This window comes from Microbaculum marinisediminis, assembly GCF_025397915.1.
GTDB classification, from domain to species: Bacteria; Pseudomonadota; Alphaproteobacteria; order Rhizobiales; family Tepidamorphaceae; genus Microbaculum; species Microbaculum marinisediminis.
The window spans coordinates 22,120-40,060 of sequence record NZ_JALIDZ010000006.1 but is presented as its reverse complement, the minus strand read 5'-3'; the positions used below and the strand labels follow the sequence as shown (position 1 = coordinate 40,060).

The window sequence follows — 17,941 nt, the reverse complement described above, 5'->3', positions numbered from 1 at the left end:
CAGCGCTCAGGCCACGGCCCCGCGCCTTCGCACACGCTTCACGACCATCATGATCAGAGGTGACAGCCAGATCAGGATGGTGATCACACCGATGGTTCCGGCGATCGGACGCGAGAAAAGCTGCAGGAAGTCGCCCTGGGCCTTGATCATCGAGGTCAGGAAAGTCTCCTCGAGCATCCGTCCCAGCACGATGCCCAGGAGGGCCGGCGCGATCGGGAAGCCGTTCTCCTCCATGAACCAACCGACGACACCGAACACGAGCATGGTGACGATGGCGACGAGCGTATTGTCCATCGCGAACGCACCGACCACGCAGAAAAGCAAAATCACCGGCATCAGATAGGAGCGCGGCACGTCGAGAAGATAACGCGACAGCTTGATGGCGGTGTAGCCCAACGGGATCATCAGCAGGTTCGCCAGGATGAACGACAGGAAGATGCCGTAGATCAGCGTGGGCTGATTTTCGAAGATCTGCGGGCCCGGCGTCAGTCCCTTCATGAACAGGACGCCGATGACGATCGCCGTCATGGAATCGCCCGGGATGCCCAGCACCGTCGCCGGCACGTAGCTTGTCGACACGCTCGCGTTGTTGGCGCCGCCGGCCGCGACAATGCCCTCCAGGCTGCCCTTGTCGAATTCCTCGCGATTGCGCGTGGTCTTTCGCGCCAGGGCGTAGGAGATCCACGCGGCGATATCGGCACCCGCGCCGGGAAGCGGCCCCGTTACCGTTCCAACCACGATGCCGCTCGCCAGATTTCTACGACTGCGCCAGAGTTCGGGCATCAGTCCCTTGAAGATATTGCCGATCTTGGTCGTCGCCATGGGCGGCAGGGGATCACGCGACAAGGCGAAACGCAGGATTTCGGCGATCGCGAACATGCCGATCAGGGTGGCCACCAGCCCTACCCCGCCGTACAGCGCGGTGCTGCCGAAGGCGAAGCGCGGCTGACCCGTCACGGGAAACAGGCCGATCATGGCGACCAGGAGACCGAGAAGGAGCGAGATCATCCCCTTGAGCGTACTGCCTGGCGCGATGAACGCCGCCGAGGTGAGGCCCAGGCATACAAGCCAGAAGTACTCGTAGCTGCTGATGTTGAGGGCGAAACGGGCGACAGCCGGCGCGAAGAACATCAGGAAAATCGCACCGACCAGTCCGCCCACGGCCGAGGTGACGACGCAGGCGCCAAGTACCAGTTCGCCCTTTCCGCGCATGGTGAGCCGGTAGGCTGCGTCGGTATAGGCCGCGGACGACGGGGTGCCGGGGATGCGCAACAGCGCGGACGGGATATCGCCGGCGAAGATCGCCATCGCACTGACGCTGACGATGGCGGCTATAGCCGGCAACGGGGGCATGAAGAACGTCACCGGCACGAGAAGCGCCACCGCCATCGTTGCGGTAAGGCCCGGAATGGCGCCGACAAACAGTCCGAATATCGATGAAAGCAGAATGACGAGCAGGACGTCGGGGGACATGAGCGCCAGGAAAGCGGCGTAGATCACCTCCATGAAAGGACTCCCGCGTAGGGCTCGAGAAGCCCCCACGGCAGAGGCACCAGCAGCATGTCCTGAAAGGCGAATTTCACCACGAGCGTCGTCACGCCCGCAAGGATCAGCGAACGGACAGGCGACCGGGTGAATTGAAGCAGCGTCGCGAAGACGACCACGAAGCCGGCAATCACGAAGCCGAGGAAATTCGAGAAGAGGATGTAGAAGACGAGCACGCCGAGAACCACGGCGGCATTTGCCATGTGGGTCGGGGAGCGGACCCAGCTGCCCATGACCACGAGCGGCTGCACGTCGCGCTGCCGCCAGCCGTTCACGAGGAGTAGCCCCCCCGCCACGACGAGCGCGTACCCGATGATGGAGGGGAAAAATCCCCCTCCATAACCGGTGCCGAAGAAGGGTTTCGGCTGCATCGAGGCGGCGACGATAGCCAGGATGCCGATGCCGGCGATGATGGGGCCCATGATGATGTCGGACACTTTCATCGAAACCTCACTTCGCCACCCTGTTGTCCGCGTTCGAGGATAGGTGCGTGTCCTACTGGATTGCGCCGGCCGCCCGAAGAACGGTTTCGGTGTCCGCCTCGTGGGTCTTCATCCACTCCAGCAGACCTTCCCTGTCGGCATAGCGAAGGCCGAAACCGCGCTCGGACATCTTCTTCTGGAAGTCCTCGCTGTCGTAGATTTCCTTGGTGGCGGCCTCAAGCTGGACAACGATCTCGTCCGGCAGGCCCGCCGGTCCGGCAAAGGCGCGGAAGACACCACCGGGAGCGGCACCGGGAATCTGCTCGCCCGCCGTCTCGACGTCGGGGAACGCGTCGAGACGCTCCGGCGACAGAACGGCCAGAGGCCTTACTTCTCCCGCGTCGATGAGCGCGGCCGCCTCGGGCAGAGACGCCGTCAGGATGTCGACGCCGCCGGCGACCAGTTCCTGCAGGCCCGCGGCCGCGCCGGCGCTGGGGACCCAGCGCAGCGTCTTGATGTCGATATCGTTGTCGATCAGGACCTTCGAGAGGGCACTGCTCCAGCTGCTGGGGCAGACCGCGCCGCAGCCGATGGTGATGGACTGCGGGTCTGCCTTGAGCTTTTCGACGACATCGGCGAGCGACTTGAATTCGCTGTCGGCCTTCGTATGCACCGCGGCGTAGTCGAAATTGTACTGCGCGATCGGCGTATAGGAGCCGCTCGACAGGTCGCCCATGCCGAGCAGACGGAATGGCGCGTAGTTGAACAGGATACCGATCGTGTAGCCGTCCGGCTTGGCGTTCGCCAGTTCGGTGATGCCGGCGATGCCGCCGCCTTCGGCGCGGTTGACGACGTTGAACGGCTGCCCGAATTTCTGCTCCAAGTCAGCGGCGAGCCACCGCGCCGTCGCATCGGTGCCGCCGCCCGCGCCTGCCGCGACGATCACCGTGACCGGGCGGTTCGGCCAGTCGTTCGCTGCGGCCGCGGTCACCGCCACGCCGGCGGCCATCACGCCTGCAATCGTGATGCCGAGTATGTTCTTCATGTAACGTTCTCCCTTCAGGTTATTGATTCAGCTGGAAAATCCCCTCAGACGGACAACGGACTGTGCCACCAGTGGTCGAAGGGGTTTGAGTGAAGGATCGCGTCGATGGTCTCCTGCGAGATCCGCGGCAGACGGGTGCCTTCGACGAGATGATTGATGTTGCGCAGACCTTCGATCGACTCGCCGACCTGGGCGAAGGGGAAATCCGTGCCCCAGAAGATCTTGTTGCGGTCGGTGATCACGTACTCCTGGGCCGAGACCAGGGCCTGGTAGAACTGCCACGGGCGGTAACAGAGAGCCGAGACCTCCGTGTAGACGTTCGGACGCTTGCGCGCGACGACGATGCATTCGTCGATCCACGGATGGCCCATATGCGCCATGATCATCTTGAGATCGGGGTAGCGCTGCGCGACCGCGTCGACATGGATCGGACGGCCGGCATCCAGCAGCGTGTCCCGCGCGAACGTGGTGCCCATGTGCATGGTCAGCGGCAGGTCGTGCTTCTGGCAATAGGCGTAGACGGGATCGAGCCGGGGATCGTCAAGCGGCACGCTGTTGTAGATCGGGCCGAACTTCACCCCCTTCAGCTTGAGGGTTCCGATCGCGTGCTCCAGCAACTCCATACAGTCGGGGCGGCGCGGATCGACGCAGGCGAAACCGACGAACTTGTCCGGATACTTCTGGACCGCGGCAGCCGTCACCTCGTCGTTGCCATCGACGCCGACCGAGTCGCCATAGCGCAGGGAAAAGATGATCGCCTTGTCGACGTCCCGCATCGCCTCGTAGAGCGTGTCTGCATCCGCAGCCATGGAAACACCGCCGGGCCGCGCGCCACCGCTGAGGTCGACTTCCGGTGGCGAAAACTGATCGGCGTTGAAGACGTTCACATGGCAGTCGACAATCATGGGAGCGGGTTCCGTCGAGATGGTTTCCAGGGAATTCGTGGCCGGCTTTTCAGGGGTCCGCGTGGGGCGGCCCGCGGGACCATGCGCGGCCCGAAGCCAGCTCCCCCGCGACTGAACTTGATGGTCAGCACCATATTGCCCCCCTGCTGATTTAACGATACACCGATCTCACGGCTTGTCAAACGCGCGATGCACGGATCTTGCAGTCCGGCAAAGGGGATTCGGGTGTCAGGAGGGCATACGTGTCGATTTTCCAGGCTGGAAATCAACCGGCAGGACGATCTCGCGTTTTTTGAAGTGTCCTGCCTGCAGGCGGGCGATCAGTTCCTTGGCCGCGCGCTCTCCAAGGGCGTGGGCAGCGGACCGGACCGTCGTCAGGATCGGGTCGACGTAGCGCCAGATTTCGAAGGCGTTGAAGCCGGTGATCTGTATCTCCTCGGGGACGCGAAGGCCGGTCGCCCGGCATGCCTTGATGGCGGCGATGGCCATCTGGTCGTTGCCGCCGATGATCGCGTCGGGAACGGGGCCGGCCTCAAGCGCGGCGAGCGTCGCCTGATAGGAGACGTCGAAGCTCTCGTCGCCGCAATCCACGATCCTCAGCTCCGGCAGCCCGGCGTCCGCGAATGCCGACGCGGCACCGTCCATGCGCGCGCGCATCGCCGGCCATTCCACATGCGGCATCAACATCCAGCCGGATCGAACGCCCCTTTCCACGAGATGGCGCCCGACCTGCCGGCCTCCGTCGAAATCGTCCTGGCTGATGATGGCGCAATCGGGCTGGTCTGGAAGGTGGTGTTCCTGCAGCAGCACCAACGGAACACGCAGGGCCGAAAGCTCGCGCACGAACCAGTCCCGCTGCACCCGGTCGCCCGACAGGATCGCCACCATTCCATCCGCCTCGATGTCCTGGAACAGCCCCGTCGTGCGGAAGTCGGACGGCTTCATGCCGCGCAGGATCAAACTGTAGGAATTGGCCGTCAGATAGTTCGTCAGCCCCGTCACCTGCGCGGTGATGAACAGGTCGCTGAGGAAGTCAGGATCCTCCACGACGATCAGCATGCCGATGGTCCATTGCTGCGACAGGCGCAGCCGGCGCGCGGCGACGGACGGCCGGTAGCCGAGTCGTTCCACCACCTCGCGGATATGGTTGGCCGTCGCCTCGGAAATGCGGCCGCGCCCGTTCAACACGTTCGAGACGGACATCGCGGAAACGCCGGCCTCGCGGGCAACGTCCTTGATGGTCACCGCGCGACCGGTGGCGGGCTTCGTCGGTTTTCCCACGTCTTTCATCCTTTTCGGCGCTGCGGTGCAATCATTCCGCCCCGCGGACGCCATTCCTTCTTCCGGCCACCAGGAGCGTACCAATGAACGACACGACTATCACGACCGTCCACTGCCACCTCTTGACCCAGGATCTCAGCCGCTCCGCCATCCGGTGGGCCGGCGGAAACATGCGCTACTGGAACACCGCGCTCATCGAGGTCGCTACGGCCGGCGGCCTGCGCGGCTTTGGCGAAGCGTATTATCCCGGGCTGAGCGCGCCGTTGGCAACACGCGCCCTGACCGAAAACTTTGCGCCGCTCCTGATAGCCGAGGATGCCACCGAGGCAACCGCGCTTTTTCACCGGATGCGTTCGAAGTCGCTTGCGTGGGGCAAGTCCGGATTGCCGCTGATGGTCGCCGGCTCCATCGAGGTCGCGCTGTGGGACATCAAGGCCCAGGCGCTCGGGGTGCCGCTCCACCAGCTTCTCGGCGGCAAGGCCCACGACGCCATCACCGTCTATGCCAGTGGCGGCACCGATGCACCGCGCGATCAGCTCGTCGCGGAGATGGAGAGCTACCTTGAGCGCGGTTTTCGCGCCGTGAAGATCCGGATCGGCCGGTCCGTCGCCGAGGATGTCGAGAAGGTGCGTCTGTGCCGCGACGTCCTCGGGGCGGATGTCGAGCTGATGGTCGACGCGGTCATGGGGCACAACCCCAATCCCTTCTCGGCAAAGGAAGCGCTCGCCCGAATCAATGCGATCGAGAAATTCGACATCACGTGGTTCGAGGATCCGGTCGCCAACAGCGACTACGCGGGCTGCGCCTACGTTCGGCAGCATTCCCCGGTTCCCGTCGCGGCGGGCGAAACGGCCGTCGGGGTGAACGATTTCCTCCCCTATTTCGAACATGGCGCGCTCGACTGGGTACAGCCCGATCCCACCCACTCGGGCGGTATCGGCGAATGCATGGCCATCGCCGCCCTGGCGCGGGCACACGGGGTACGCGTGATCTACCATTCGTGGGGCATGGCACCGTGCCTGGCGGCGAATTACAGCCTCGCCTTCGCCGATCCGCACGCGCGCTATCTCGAGTATCCCACGCATGGCCTGCCGCTGGTCGAGGAACTGGCGGAGACGCCGTTCCGACTTGTCGACGGCAAGTTCGCGGCACCGACGCAGCCGGGCCTCGGCGTCAAGCTGACCGACGACATCCTGGCCCGCTACGCCTTCGTCGAGGGCAGCACGTTCTGGCCATGACGCCGGCGCCATAACACCGGGTCCATGACCCCGGGGCCATGACGCCGCCCCACCCGACCCACCAGCAGACCAATACAAGCACGATATGAGCATCCACCTCCTCCAGACCTTCGCCATGCCGGAAAGCGCGGAAACGGCGCTCGCGGACCGGTTCGTCGTCCACAAGCTTCATACCGCCGATGACCCGGAACGCCTGTTCGACCGGGTTGGCACCAGCATCCGCGCGATCGCGGGTGTCGGTGTCCCCAAGCCGCTCATGGACCGGCTGCCGGCCCTGGAGATCATCGCCAATTTTGGTGTCGGCTACGATTCCATCGACGTTCAGGCCGCGAAGGCGCGAAACATCAGGGTGACCAACACGCCCGACGTCCTGAACGACGCGGTCGCCGAACTGACCATCGGTCTGATGCTGTCGCTGGCGCGCCGTTTGCCTCAGGCAGACCGATATGTTCGCGAAAACCGTTGGCCCCTGGGCAATCTGCCGATCTTTCGAGAACTGGGCGGCACTACGCTCGGTATCGTCGGTCTCGGCCGCATCGGCAGGGAGATCGCAACACGCGCGCAGGCCATGAAGATGCGTGTCGTCTACCACGGGCGCTCGCACCAGCCGCGCCAGCCCTACGTTTTCTATCCGGACCTCGTGGACATGGCGCGCGACGTGGACTGGCTCGTCGCCCTCACGCCGGGCGGGGCAGGCACGGAGAAACTGATCAGTCGCGCGGTGCTCGAGGCGCTCGGGCCTGACGGCATGTTCGTCAACGTCGCGCGCGGTTCGGTCGCCGACCAGGACGCCCTCATCGACCTGCTGGCAAACGGCGGCCTGGGTGGCGCTGCCCTGGACGTGTTCGCGGACGAGCCGCACGTCCCCGAGGCCCTTCGGAGGATGGAGAATGTCATCCTGTCGCCGCATCAGGGCTCGGCGACCCGGGAGACCCGGGATGCGATGGGGGCGCTGGTCGTGACCAATCTCGACGCGCATTTTTCGGGAAAATCACTTTTGACGCCTGTGGCGTGACAAAACCGCCCATTTCCACCACACATCGCGTTGACTTAACGTTAAATCTTTGTCATTTTCGCTCCGTATCGCCGACCGAGGAGATACGCCCCGCCGCCAGGCGGAGGCTGGGGAAATGTTTCAACGCACAAATCGAAAGACGAGGATATGGCAGAAGATCTGCGAAATACCGTTGAGAGGCAGAGCCAGTACATTGCGGGCGGCACGATGTCTCTCAATCGCGCCATCAATCCATCCAAGCTCTTCGTGCGTGCCAAGGGCGCGTATCTCTACGACGTCGACGGCAAGGAATACATCGACTACCACGCCGGCTTCGCCCCCTACCTGTTCGGGCACGGCGACCCGGAGGTCGACGAGGCGGTCATCGAGGCCATCCGTTCCGGCGCGTCCCTCATCGGTGCGGGAACGATGCCCTGGGAAGCCGAGATCTCCGAACTGCTCGTGGAAAGCGTTCCAGGCATCGAGCAGCTGCAGCTCACCAGCACCGGCTCGGAAGCAGTGGGCTATGCGCTGCGTCTCGCCCGCGCCCACACCGGCCGCGATGTCGTGGTGGTGATGCAGGGCGGCTACAACGGCTGCTTCGACTATGTCAGCTACAACCTGATGGACCCGGCATCCTTCGTCGAGCCGCACAAGCCGGGCGAGGAATATCCACTCAGCGTCACCACGGCCGGTGTGCCGAAGGTCATCGACGAGGTCGTCCGCGCGATCGAGTACAACGATCTCGAAGCCGCGGAGCGCGCGCTCGCCAAGGGCGACGTCGCGGCGATCATCCTCGAGCCCATCCTGCAGAATATCGGCATCGTAAAGCCCCTCCCCGGCTATCTGGAAGGGCTGCGGGCCCTCTGCGACAAATACGGCACCGTGCTGATCTTCGACGAGGTGAAGACCGGATTCCGCCACGCGCTTGGCGGCTATCAGTCGTTGTGCGGCGTGACCCCCGACCTGTGCACCTTCGGCAAGGCGGTCGCAAACGGCTATCCGATGGGCGTCATCGGCGGCAAGCGCGAGATCATGAAGCTGTGCAGCGATCCGTCGCCGGAGAAGCGTGTGGCCGTGGCCGGCACCTATAACGGCCATCCGGTGAATGTGGCGGCAGCCAAGGCGTGTCTGACCCGCCTGAAGACCCGCGAAACGGAAGTCTACGGCGAGCTGGAGCGTCTTGGCGCGCGGCTCGAGACGGGGCTCAAGCAGGTATTCGAGACCCGCAATTACGCAACGAGCATCGTGCGGCAGGGCTCGGCGTTCGCCGTCTACTTCATGGACCATGCGCCGGTGAACTGGCGCGACATCGCGCTCAACCACGATGCCCAGCGCGACATCGCCTTCCGCCGCGCGCTGATCGAGGAAGGCGTGTTCCAGTTCCCGGTGATCACCAAGCAGGGAAGCATCTCCCTGGCCCACACGGATGCGGATATCGACCGCACCATCGAGCTGGCCGAAAAGGTGGTCTCCACTCTCACCTGATTGGCGAACGGAATGGAGCATGCCTGCCCCCAGGCATGCTACAGACCGTAGCGCGCACCCATAAGATCCTTGAGGAACAAAAGGCCATGAAGCTACTTCGATATGGTGACCAAGGGGCTGAAAAGCCCGGGCTGCTCGACAGTGACGGCAATATTCGCGATCTCTCCGCGCACGTTTCCGATCTGGCCGGTGCGGCACTCCTGCCGGAAAGCCTGTCGCGGATCGCCGCGCTCGATCCCGCCGCATTGCCGCTCGTTTCTGACAGTCCGCGCGTCGGCCCCTGTGTCGCGGGAACCGGCAAGTTCATCTGCATCGGCCTGAACTATTCGGATCACGCGGCCGAGACCGGCGCGACCGTCCCTCCCGAGCCGGTGATCTTCATGAAAGCGACGTCCGCGATCTGTGGGCCGAACGACGACGTCCGGATCCCGCGCGGGTCGGAAAAGACCGACTGGGAAGTCGAGCTCGGCGTCGTGATCGGCAGGACGGCGAAGTACGTGAGCGAGGCGGAGGCCCTCGATCACGTTGCCGGCTACTGCCTCGTCCATGACGTGTCGGAACGCGCCTTCCAGGCCGAGCGCGCCGGCCAATGGACCAAGGGCAAGTCCTGCGACACGTTCGGCCCCATCGGGCCCTGGCTCGTGACTCCCGACGAGATCGCCGACCCGCAAAACCTCGCGATGTGGCTCAACGTCAACGGCGAAAAGATGCAGGACGGCTCGTCCAGCACCATGGTCTACGGCGTCGCCTTCGTGATCTCCTATCTGTCTCAGTTCATGTCGCTGCAGCCCGGCGACATCATTTCGACCGGAACGCCTCCAGGCGTCGGCATGGGCCTCAAGCCGCCGCGCTATCTGAAAGACGGTGACGTGGTGGAACTCGGCATCGAGGGGCTTGGAACACAGAAACAGCGTTTCGTCGCCGATGCGTAGAAACGGGCAACTCCAAAACTCCAAACAGAAAAGGGCTCCACTCGTCTGGAGCCCTTTTTTCGTTCCAGATCGCGTCCGCCGCGATCAGTCCAGCCCCAACAGGGCCAGACTGTCGCGATGGATGATTTCCTCGATCTTGTCGAGCGGCACGCGCGGCATGCGCGTGCCGTCCACGATGTCGTTGACGGCGCGCAAGCCGGCCATCGTCTCCGTCGGTGTGGTCACGGGGAAATCGGACCCAAACAATACCTTGTCGAGGATGCTCCACTCGGTGGCCTTTATCAGGGCTTCGTAGTGGGTGTACGGACGATAGAACAGGCCGGAAATGTCGGTGTAGACATTGGCGTGCTTGCGCACCACCACCGTCGCATCCACCGTCCAGGGATGGCCCATGTGGGCCATGATGATCTTCAGATCCGGATAGCGGCTGGCGATTTCGTCGACGGTCAAAGGATGGGCGGCCGGTATCGGCGCCGATTTCACCGCCGACGTGCCGGTGTGGAAGAGGATCGGCAGCCCGTGGCGCTCGGCATACTGGTAGACCGCCAATGCGCGGCGGTCGAGCGGGTCGTAGGCCTGGTAGTTGGCGCCCAGCTTCACGCCGCGCAGGCCGAGATCGACGCGGCTGCGCTCCATCTCGTCGAGCGCGTCGACGTCGTATGGGTGGACGCACATGAAGCCAATAAGTTCGTCCGGATAGGCATGGACGAACGTCGCCGTGAAGTCGTTGGCCTTCTCCGCCACGTCGCCATGGTCGCGCGGGCCATTGGTGCCGCCGACCCGTTCGCCGGGCTCCCAGGCGATTCCGAAGACGATGGACTTGTCCACCACCGACTGCGACTGGCGATACTCCGCCCAGGAGTAGTTCGACGGACGCGCGGCATCAGGCCGCCAGGAGGTGTTGATCGTGCGCCGGTCTTCCGGGACTGCGTTCCGGTATTGCGGCGTGTGGGTGTGGACGTCGACAATCATTCCCATGCTCTCCGTTGACGCGGCGGCGGTGGATGTCACCCGATCGGCCCCCAAGGCAATTAACGGCCAATCTCGGTGCCTTGCAGCCTAATTATGCGATAAGTTTAACGTTATATCTAGTCGAGTACACGCAGCGGATTGATGGATACGCGTACGGCCCAGGATGCGGCCGGCCACCGTGCGTGTTCGGCTTCGGCGGGTCTGGGATCGTCGTCCGGCGACAGACCCGCCCATAAGTAACCAACTGGTTGACAGATCGGCGGGCGCCGGTGAAGGTACGCCTGCGTACCCATAGCCGATCGAAGAAGAAATTCATGAGCCGTATCGCAGAAGATGTTCCCGTTGCCGAGCGACTGGAAAACCCGGCCCTGCTTATCGTCGACATGCAGAACGATTTCGTGCGCGTCGGCGCGCCGCTCGAGGTTCCCGATGCCCGCAAGACGGTCGCGAACATCGCGCGCCTGGCGACCCGGTTCCGCGCGATTGGCGCGCCGGTGATATACACGCGCTTCCTCGCGCGGCAGGAGGAGGACCTGCTGTGGCTGTGGTCGCCGCAATGCACCGACGAGACGCGGTGCTGCTGGCGCGGGATCAGCCGTCGCTACGAGGATGCGAGCGGTGAGCTCGAGTGCACCGACATCATCGCCGAACTGGCGCCCGTCGGCGACGAGCCGGTCATCGACAAGTACGGCTACGGGTCGTTCCACGCCACGCAGCTGGACGCCACGCTACGCGCTCTGGGTGTGCGCTCCCTCGTCCTGACGGGCACCGTGACCCAGATCTGCGTCGAGGAAACCGGCAGGGAAGCCTTTCACCACGGCTACCGGACCACCATGGTGGCAGATGGCGTGTCCTCCTTCGCGCCGGACCTCCAGGCCGCCACGCTGAAGAACTTCGCCATGAAATTCGGCTGGGTCGCGACGTCCGACGACGTGCTGAAGGCGCTGCCGGCCTGACGGTGCCCGCGCGGCCCGGCCGCGGCGACCAGAACGCAAAACGGCCCGGGCATTGCCCGGGCCGTTGCTGTTTGGTGGTTGCGTTCAGAGCGTGCAGCCGGCCTGCGGCGGCGTCGGAGCGGTATGCTTCTTGATCTCGAACTGCGCGTTGTCGGTCACCTGGGCAACATAGTTGCCCATGACGACGTGGTTCGTGTCGGCCTCGACGCGCATCATCCCGATCGGACCGTCGACCTCGACCTGGCTGATGGCCGCGACCACCTTCTCCGGATCGAGGCTGCCCGCCTTCTTGACCGCCTCGGCATACAGCATGGGCGTCTGGTAGCAGGAAATGCCGATATAGTTGATCGGCTTGTCGGCGCCGAACTTGTCGGCGAAGGTCTTGACGAACGCGTTGTTGGCCGGCGTGTCGACCTGCTGGAAATAGCCCTGCGAGGCGATGATGCCGGCCTGCTCGGCCGGGCTGACCGCGCCCAGCATGACGTCGTCCCATGCATGGAAGACAAGCGGCTGCTTCATGTCGAAGCTGCGGTACTGCTTGACCGCTGTGATGGCGTCATCGGCCACCAGCATGAAGCTGACGATGTCCGGATCGGCTTCCTTGATCTTGGCGAAGGACGGCCCGAAATCGCTCATGCCGAAGGGCACGAACTCGGCGCCGACCAGCTTGCCGCCGCGTGCCTCCAGACCCGCCTTGAGCTGATCCGTGCTGCCGCGCGGCCAGCTGTAGTCGTGCCCGATGACATAGACGGACTTGCCGACATTGTCGGTCAGATACTCCGCCAGCGGATCGATCTGCTGGCTGGGAACCTGGCCGGTGTTGACGAGCAGCGGCGAGCAGTCGCCTCCCTCGTAGTAGGTCGGGTAGATGAAGAGCTTCTTGGCGCGCGAAGTGACGCTGAGCGCGGCCGTCCGCTCGAAGCTCGCCAGCGTGCCCAGCACCAGATCGACATTGTCCTTCGCGACTAGCTTGCGGGTCTTGTCGATCGTGGCCTTGGCGTTGGTCTCGTCGTCCTCGACGATGGAGACGATCTCCCGCCCGCCGATGCCGCCCGCCTTGTTCAGTTCGTCGAGCGCGATCTGATAGCACTGGAGCTGCACGGCGCCGAGGATCGCTTCGGATCCGGTCAGCGGCGCGATGAAGCCGATCTTGACCTGATCGGAGGCACGCAGGATGGCAGGCTTTGCAAGGGTGCCGAGGGCAACGGCTGCACCGATACCCTTGAGCGCGTTTCTTCTCGAAATAGGCAATCGCGACATGGTTCTCTCCTTCTGTAGCAGGCTTTCTTTGGCTCCCGTCTTCTAAAGCGCGAGATACCTCTTCAGGACCGCATCATCCCTGAGTTCGTCGACCGGCCCCTGATGCACGATCTGGCCCTTCTCCATGACCAGGCACCGATGGGCGGCCTGAAGCGCAAGCTCGATGTTCTGTTCCACCAGCAGCACCGAAACGCCGGTTTCTCTCGCCAGCCGGCCGATCAGCTCGCCAATCTCGTGGACAATGTTCGGCTGAACGCCCTCGGACGGCTCGTCGAGCAGCAGCATGGAGGGCCGGCTGACCATGGCGCGGGCGAGCGCGAGCTGTTGCTGCTGCCCCCCGGACAGCGCCCCGCCGGGATTGTTGATGCGCTCGCGCAACGCCGGAAACGGGGCCAGGGCCTCGGCCAGCGGCAACGGCTGACGGTCTCCCGCCGCACGCATCCCGGCGGCGATGTTCTCGCCCACCGTCAGTCTCGAGAGGATCCCGCGCCCCTGCGGCACGAGCATCATTCCGCGTCGCGCGATCTGATGCGTGCGGAGCGTGTCGACGGCCTCGCCGTCGAGTTCGATTTGCCCTCGCCGCACCGGCAACATGGCCATCAGCGAACGCAGCAAGGTCGTCTTGCCGACGCCGTTGCGACCGATCAGGGCCACGACCTCGCCTTTCGCGATCGAGAACGTTACGCCCCGGATGACCGGAACCGGACCATAGCTCGCCGTAAGGTCGGTAACGTTCAGCATCTATCTGCGCCCCAGATAGACGTCGCGGACAAACTCGTCTTCCGCCACGTCCTCGAACGAGCCCTGGGAGATCAGCCTGCCCTGGTGCAGCACCATCGTGTGCACGGCCAGCGATCGCACGAACTCCATGTCATGCTCGATCACGATCACGGCGGCCGATTCCGAAATCCGGCGTATCAGCGACACCGTGCGTTGCGTTTCGTCGGGCCCCATTCCCGCCGTCGGCTCGTCGAGCAGCAGCAGGCGCGGCTTGGTTGCGAGCGCCATGCCGATTTCCAGCCATTGCCGCTGCCCGTGTCCCAGCGTGCTGGCCTCGATACCGGCCAGCTCGGCCATTCCCAGCAAGGTCAGGATTTCGGCGATGGCGCGTTCGTCCTGCCGGTCGCGCTGGGCCACGCGCAGATTGTCGCCGACGGTGAGGGTCGGAAACACGCTCGGCGCCTGGAACTTGCGGGCGACGCCGCTCCGCGCGAAGGCGTGCACCGGCCGACCGGCGAACTCCCGGCCGTCGATCAGGATGCGGCCGGTCGACGGCCTCACCGTTCCCGTCAGCACATTGAAGAAGGTGCTCTTGCCCGCACCATTGGGCCCCACGATGCAGTAGATCTGGCCGGGCGCGATGGTCAGACTGACCCCGTCTACGGCCACGACGCCACCGAACCGGACGGAGATATCGATTGCCTCCAGGATGGGCCGGCTTTCCATTGGCCTACCTCTTGCCGCCGGCGAACATGCCGAACAGCCTGCGGATCGGTCCGAGCAGTCCGTCGGGGAAGACGAAAACCATGGCAATGAAGAAGCCGCCGAGCATCAAGGGCCAGAGGGCGTAGCTGTAGCTGCTGACTTCCTGCTGAAGCCGGATGACCACCACGGCGGCGACAACCGGACCGATCAGGCTTCCGCGGCCACCAAGCGCGACGTAGACGATCGCCTGGGTCGTCAGCAGGAGCCCGACGAGGTCGGGCGCCACGAACCCGGCAACCGACGCATAGAGCCCCCCGGCGAGCGCTGCGAGGCCGCCCGAGACGACGAACACCAGCAGCAGGTGCGCCGAGGTGTTGTAGCCGAGCGCCTGGGCCTTCACCTCGTTGTCCTGGATCGCGGCCAGGATGCGGCCGTACTGGCCCCGGCATGCCAGCCAGATCGCCCCGAGCGCAAGAACGAGGATCGTCGCGACAACCAGGTACTGGCTGAGCGAGTCGTCGGCGACCACGCTCCAGGACCCCAAGGCGATGCCGGGCGGCGGCGCGCCTATCAGGCCCGCCTCGCCGCCGGTCACGCTGGCCCAGGAGGTTGCGATGTTGCGGCAGACCAATGTCAGCGCCAGCGTGACGACCGTGAGATAGGCTCCGCGCACGCCGCCGAAGATCAGGAAGTATCCGACCATCACCGAAACGGCGAAGGCCAGCCCGATGCCGACGGCGATGCCCGCCAGGGCGCCATTGTCGCCGGGAACCATCGGCCCGATGATTCCGACGGAGTAGGCCCCGATGCCGAAGAAGGCCGCCTGCCCGAATGACAGGATGCCGGTCTTCCCCCAGAGAAAGTCCAGACTGAGCGCCAGCAGCGCGAAGATCAGCGCATCGCGCGCGATATCCATCTGGTAGGAGGACAAAGACAGCGGATAGAGGACGAGCGCGCCCAGCACAAGTACGCCGAAAGTGGTCAGCACCCTCGACCCGCCGCTTGCCGCGGCAGCCGCTTGCCCTTCCGTTTTGACAGATCTGCCGACGGTCATGCCGGCACCAGGCCGCGCGGGCGGAAGCGAACGATGATGACGGCCACGATCAACACCAGCGCCTGCGACAGCGTGCTCGGGATCTGGTAGTCGAGCACGGTACGCAGCCCGCCGATCAGGCCACTACCGGCCACCGCTCCGGGCAGGCTTCCCGTTCCGCCGACGATGACGACGAAGAACGACGGCGCCAGGTATTCCGCCCCCATGGTGGGAACGATCTTGCTCATCGGCGCGATCAGGGCGCCGGCGAGCGAGGCTATGGCCGAGGCTCCGGCGAAGGCGATCATGAACACCCGCCGCGTATCGATGCCCAGTATTTCTGCGACTTCCCGGTTCTGTATGACGGTGCGCAGATCCAGGCCGAAACGTGTGCGCGTCAGCAACAGCGCGGCGCTAAGGGTCACGACGATCGCGGCGGCGATCAGTATCAGGCGATAGCTTGGATAGTTGACACCGAACAGGTCGAACGTGCCCTCGACCGGGGCGATCACGAGCTGCGGACTCGGGCCGAAGCCAAGCAGCAGCCCCTGCTGAATGATGAGGCTCACGCCCCAGGTCACCAGGATCACGCCAAGCGGACGATCGTACAGGTAGCGGATCAATCCGCGTTCGAGCGCGAGGCCGAACAGCGCGCCGACGACGGCGGCGGCAAACACACCAAGCCAGAAATTGCCGCCGAACGCCTGCACGAGCGAAACAGTGAACGCGCCGATGGTGACGAGCTCGCCATGCGCCATGTTCAGGATATTCATCAGCCCGAACACGATGGCGAGCCCGAGCGCGACCAGCAACAGAATGCTGGAGGTGGTCAGGATGTTGAGGACCAGCTCAGGAGTCACCGCGCTTCGCCCCCAAACCTTCGACAGTCCACATGTCCCCCCTCCCCGATCGCCTAAAGCGCAGCGCTCACCGACTTGAGTTCGGCGTAGGCCCTGATGGCCTCGAACCCGCATTCGCGTCCCTGGCCGGACTGCTTGGCGCCGCCGAACGGCAGTGCCGAGTCGAAAGCGCTGTGGGAGTTGATCCACACGTTGCCCGCCTTGATGCGGCTGGCCATCTTGTGGGCGACGCTCAGGTTGCTGGTCCAGATCGACGCGGCCAGCCCGTAGGGCGTGTCGTTGGCGGACCTGGCGATCTGATCGAGATCGTCGTCATCGAACGACATCGCGCAGATGACCGGTCCGAAGATCTCTTCCCGGACAACCGACATCGTGTGATCGGTATTGGCGAGGATCGTCGGCTCCACGAAGTAGCCGGCATTGCCGATCCGCTTGCCGCCGGACACCACGCTGGCGCCCGACTTGCGTCCTTCGTCGATGTAGTACGAGACCCGCTGAAGCTGCTCGTCGGAGATCAGCGGACCGAGTGTCGTGCCGGGCTGCAGCGGATGGCCGGCTTTCCACCCAGCGCCCTGCTCCGCCAGCCCCTCGAGAAGCCTGTCGTGGACCGACTTGTGGACGTAGATGCGCGTACCAGCGGTGCAAACCTGCCCCTGGTGATAGAAACCGGCGCCCGCGATCCCGGGAATGGTCTTTTCCATGTCCGCGTCGGGAAAGACGATGACCGGCGACTTGCCGCCAAGTTCGAGCGTGATCCGCTTCATGGTCCCGGTCGCGGCGCGGGCGACGATCTTGCCGATCTCGGTCGACCCGGTGAACGCGATCTTGTCCACATCGGGATGGGCCGCGATCGCCGCGCCGGCCGTATCACCGAAGCCCGTGACGACGTTGACGACGCCGGGCGGGAAACCGACCTCCTCGATGATCTCGGCAAGGCGGATGCTCGACAGCGGCGTCTGCTCGGCCGGCTTGATGACCACCGTACAGCCGGTGGCGAGCGCAGGCGCCAGCTTGTAGGACAGCAGAACCTGCGGGAAGTTCCATGGCAGGATCAGACCCGCTACGCCGACCGGCTGCCGCAGCGTATAGGCCAGCACGTCGCCACCGCCGGTCACCTGGATCTGCTCGCCGTTCAGCTTGCTCGCCCAGCCGGCCATGTAGTGATAGGTCGTGTAGACTTGGCTCATGTCGCCATGGCGGGCAAAGGCGAGCGGCTTGCCGCCGTCGATCGCCTCGATTTCCGCCAACTCGTCGGCCAGTTCCTCGATCCGCATGGCAAGACGCGTGATCAGCTTGCCGCGCTCGATGGGGCTCATGGACGGCCAGGGACCGCTCTCGAAAGCCTTGCGCGCAGCGGCAACCGCAAGATCGACATCGGCTGCATCCCCCTCGGCGACCGTCGCCAAGGTCAGCCCGGTGGCCGGATCCTCCACGGTGGTCGTCTTGCCGGAAACCGAGTCGACCCATTCGCCACCGATGTAGTGCTTGTGTCGTCGCGAAAGGAACTCGGAGACGACCGGACTAATCAGGGACGGAACGTTGGAAAGATCCATTTCTATCTACCTTTGGGTTAGGCCTGCAGCAT

At 64.4% G+C, this 17,941-nt stretch carries 17 protein-coding genes; 5 read left to right on the top strand and 12 right to left on the bottom strand.

The annotated features are described in order from the left end of the window. Positions 1 to 6: 6 nt before the first annotated feature. The 5 genes from MUB46_RS13905 to MUB46_RS13885 all read right to left on the bottom strand — a co-directional run bounded on the left by MUB46_RS13905 (position 7) and on the right by MUB46_RS13885 (position 5,198). Complete coding sequence (locus MUB46_RS13905; protein ID WP_261616536.1) at positions 7 to 1,506, bottom strand: tripartite tricarboxylate transporter permease; 1,500 nt, start codon at positions 1,504 to 1,506, stop codon at positions 7 to 9. Continuing rightward, positions 1,497 to 1,988 carry a tripartite tricarboxylate transporter TctB family protein gene (locus tag MUB46_RS13900; protein WP_261616535.1) on the bottom strand — a complete coding sequence of 164 codons (492 nt, stop codon included), beginning with the start codon at positions 1,986 to 1,988 and terminating at the stop codon, positions 1,497 to 1,499. Before MUB46_RS13900 ends, MUB46_RS13905 begins: the two co-directional genes overlap by 10 nt. Positions 1,989 to 2,040: 52 nt before the next feature. Continuing rightward, positions 2,041 to 3,012, bottom strand: a complete 972-nt coding sequence (locus tag MUB46_RS13895; protein ID WP_261616534.1) for a tripartite tricarboxylate transporter substrate binding protein — start codon at positions 3,010 to 3,012, stop codon at positions 2,041 to 2,043. Between the two features lie 44 nt (positions 3,013 to 3,056). Then, positions 3,057 to 3,917, bottom strand: a complete 861-nt coding sequence (locus tag MUB46_RS13890) for an amidohydrolase family protein (protein ID WP_261616533.1) — start codon at positions 3,915 to 3,917, stop codon at positions 3,057 to 3,059. Between the two features lie 228 nt (positions 3,918 to 4,145). Next, on the bottom strand, positions 4,146 to 5,198 hold the full coding sequence (locus MUB46_RS13885) for a LacI family DNA-binding transcriptional regulator (protein ID WP_261616532.1): 1,053 nt from the start codon (positions 5,196 to 5,198) through the stop codon (positions 4,146 to 4,148). A gap of 83 nt (positions 5,199 to 5,281) precedes the next feature. Between MUB46_RS13885 and MUB46_RS13880 the strand changes: the two genes are divergently transcribed. From MUB46_RS13880 to MUB46_RS13865, 4 genes are all read left to right on the top strand, one after another. Beyond that, positions 5,282 to 6,436: a mandelate racemase/muconate lactonizing enzyme family protein gene (locus MUB46_RS13880; protein WP_261616531.1), complete on the top strand. Its 1,155-nt coding sequence runs from the start codon at positions 5,282 to 5,284 to the stop codon at positions 6,434 to 6,436. 85 nt (positions 6,437 to 6,521) lie between these two features. Then, positions 6,522 to 7,451 (top strand): 2-hydroxyacid dehydrogenase, encoded by a 930-nt coding sequence (locus MUB46_RS13875; protein WP_261616530.1) that lies wholly within the window; start codon positions 6,522 to 6,524, stop codon positions 7,449 to 7,451. Positions 7,452 to 7,658: 207 nt separating this feature from the next. After that, positions 7,659 to 8,918, top strand: a complete 1,260-nt coding sequence (locus MUB46_RS13870; RefSeq protein WP_261616529.1) for an aspartate aminotransferase family protein — start codon at positions 7,659 to 7,661, stop codon at positions 8,916 to 8,918. A gap of 86 nt (positions 8,919 to 9,004) precedes the next feature. Continuing rightward, entirely contained in the window at positions 9,005 to 9,850 is an 846-nt protein-coding gene (locus tag MUB46_RS13865; protein ID WP_261616528.1) for a fumarylacetoacetate hydrolase family protein, read from the top strand. An 84-nt stretch (positions 9,851 to 9,934) separates the two neighbouring features. Here the strand turns inward: MUB46_RS13865 and MUB46_RS13860 are convergent, their stop codons facing one another. Beyond that, positions 9,935 to 10,822 carry an amidohydrolase family protein gene (locus MUB46_RS13860; RefSeq protein WP_261616527.1) on the bottom strand — a complete coding sequence of 296 codons (888 nt, stop codon included), beginning with the start codon at positions 10,820 to 10,822 and terminating at the stop codon, positions 9,935 to 9,937. Between the two features lie 314 nt (positions 10,823 to 11,136). Here MUB46_RS13860 and MUB46_RS13855 point away from each other — a divergent pair, with 314 nt between their 5' ends. Then, positions 11,137 to 11,778 carry a cysteine hydrolase family protein gene (locus MUB46_RS13855; protein WP_261616526.1) on the top strand — a complete coding sequence of 214 codons (642 nt, stop codon included), beginning with the start codon at positions 11,137 to 11,139 and terminating at the stop codon, positions 11,776 to 11,778. Between the two features lie 84 nt (positions 11,779 to 11,862). Here the strand turns inward: MUB46_RS13855 and MUB46_RS13850 are convergent, their stop codons facing one another. The 6 genes from MUB46_RS13850 to MUB46_RS13825 form a co-directional block, all read right to left on the bottom strand. Continuing rightward, positions 11,863 to 13,038 (bottom strand): substrate-binding protein, encoded by a 1,176-nt coding sequence (locus MUB46_RS13850; protein ID WP_261616525.1) that lies wholly within the window; start codon positions 13,036 to 13,038, stop codon positions 11,863 to 11,865. 42 nt (positions 13,039 to 13,080) lie between these two features. Next, on the bottom strand, positions 13,081 to 13,779 hold the full coding sequence (locus MUB46_RS13845; protein WP_261616524.1) for an ABC transporter ATP-binding protein: 699 nt from the start codon (positions 13,777 to 13,779) through the stop codon (positions 13,081 to 13,083). Then, positions 13,780 to 14,484: an ATP-binding cassette domain-containing protein gene (locus MUB46_RS13840; protein ID WP_261616523.1), complete on the bottom strand. Its 705-nt coding sequence runs from the start codon at positions 14,482 to 14,484 to the stop codon at positions 13,780 to 13,782. Between the two features lie 4 nt (positions 14,485 to 14,488). After that, on the bottom strand, positions 14,489 to 15,451 hold the full coding sequence (locus tag MUB46_RS13835) for a branched-chain amino acid ABC transporter permease (protein WP_261616522.1): 963 nt from the start codon (positions 15,449 to 15,451) through the stop codon (positions 14,489 to 14,491). Between the two features lie 62 nt (positions 15,452 to 15,513). Further along, positions 15,514 to 16,356 carry a branched-chain amino acid ABC transporter permease gene (locus tag MUB46_RS13830; RefSeq protein ID WP_261616521.1) on the bottom strand — a complete coding sequence of 281 codons (843 nt, stop codon included), beginning with the start codon at positions 16,354 to 16,356 and terminating at the stop codon, positions 15,514 to 15,516. 53 nt (positions 16,357 to 16,409) lie between these two features. Continuing rightward, positions 16,410 to 17,909, bottom strand: coding sequence for an aldehyde dehydrogenase family protein (locus tag MUB46_RS13825; protein WP_261616520.1), 1,500 nt, complete (start codon positions 17,907 to 17,909; stop codon positions 16,410 to 16,412). Between the last annotated feature and the right edge of the window lie 32 nt (positions 17,910 to 17,941).

Excerpts from the sequence above, each read along its gene's own strand:
- MUB46_RS13895 (WP_261616534.1), bottom strand. The coding sequence starts at position 3,012 with ATGAAGAACATACTCGGCATCACGATTGCAGGCGTGATGGCCGCCGGC.
- MUB46_RS13840 (WP_261616523.1), bottom strand. The coding sequence starts at position 14,484 with ATGGAAAGCCGGCCCATCCTGGAGGCAATCGATATCTCCGTCCGGTTC.
- MUB46_RS13850 (WP_261616525.1), bottom strand. The coding sequence starts at position 13,038 with ATGTCGCGATTGCCTATTTCGAGAAGAAACGCGCTCAAGGGTATCGGT.
- MUB46_RS13845 (WP_261616524.1), bottom strand. The coding sequence starts at position 13,779 with ATGCTGAACGTTACCGACCTTACGGCGAGCTATGGTCCGGTTCCGGTC.
- MUB46_RS13905 (WP_261616536.1), bottom strand. The coding sequence starts at position 1,506 with ATGGAGGTGATCTACGCCGCTTTCCTGGCGCTCATGTCCCCCGACGTC.
- MUB46_RS13825 (WP_261616520.1), bottom strand. The coding sequence starts at position 17,909 with ATGGATCTTTCCAACGTTCCGTCCCTGATTAGTCCGGTCGTCTCCGAG.
- MUB46_RS13865 (WP_261616528.1), top strand. The coding sequence starts at position 9,005 with ATGAAGCTACTTCGATATGGTGACCAAGGGGCTGAAAAGCCCGGGCTG.
- MUB46_RS13875 (WP_261616530.1), top strand. The coding sequence starts at position 6,522 with ATGAGCATCCACCTCCTCCAGACCTTCGCCATGCCGGAAAGCGCGGAA.
- MUB46_RS13855 (WP_261616526.1), top strand. The coding sequence starts at position 11,137 with ATGAGCCGTATCGCAGAAGATGTTCCCGTTGCCGAGCGACTGGAAAAC.
- MUB46_RS13890 (WP_261616533.1), bottom strand. The coding sequence starts at position 3,917 with ATGATTGTCGACTGCCATGTGAACGTCTTCAACGCCGATCAGTTTTCG.
- MUB46_RS13900 (WP_261616535.1), bottom strand. The coding sequence starts at position 1,988 with ATGAAAGTGTCCGACATCATCATGGGCCCCATCATCGCCGGCATCGGC.
- MUB46_RS13870 (WP_261616529.1), top strand. The coding sequence starts at position 7,659 with ATGTCTCTCAATCGCGCCATCAATCCATCCAAGCTCTTCGTGCGTGCC.
- MUB46_RS13860 (WP_261616527.1), bottom strand. The coding sequence starts at position 10,822 with ATGATTGTCGACGTCCACACCCACACGCCGCAATACCGGAACGCAGTC.
- MUB46_RS13880 (WP_261616531.1), top strand. The coding sequence starts at position 5,282 with ATGAACGACACGACTATCACGACCGTCCACTGCCACCTCTTGACCCAG.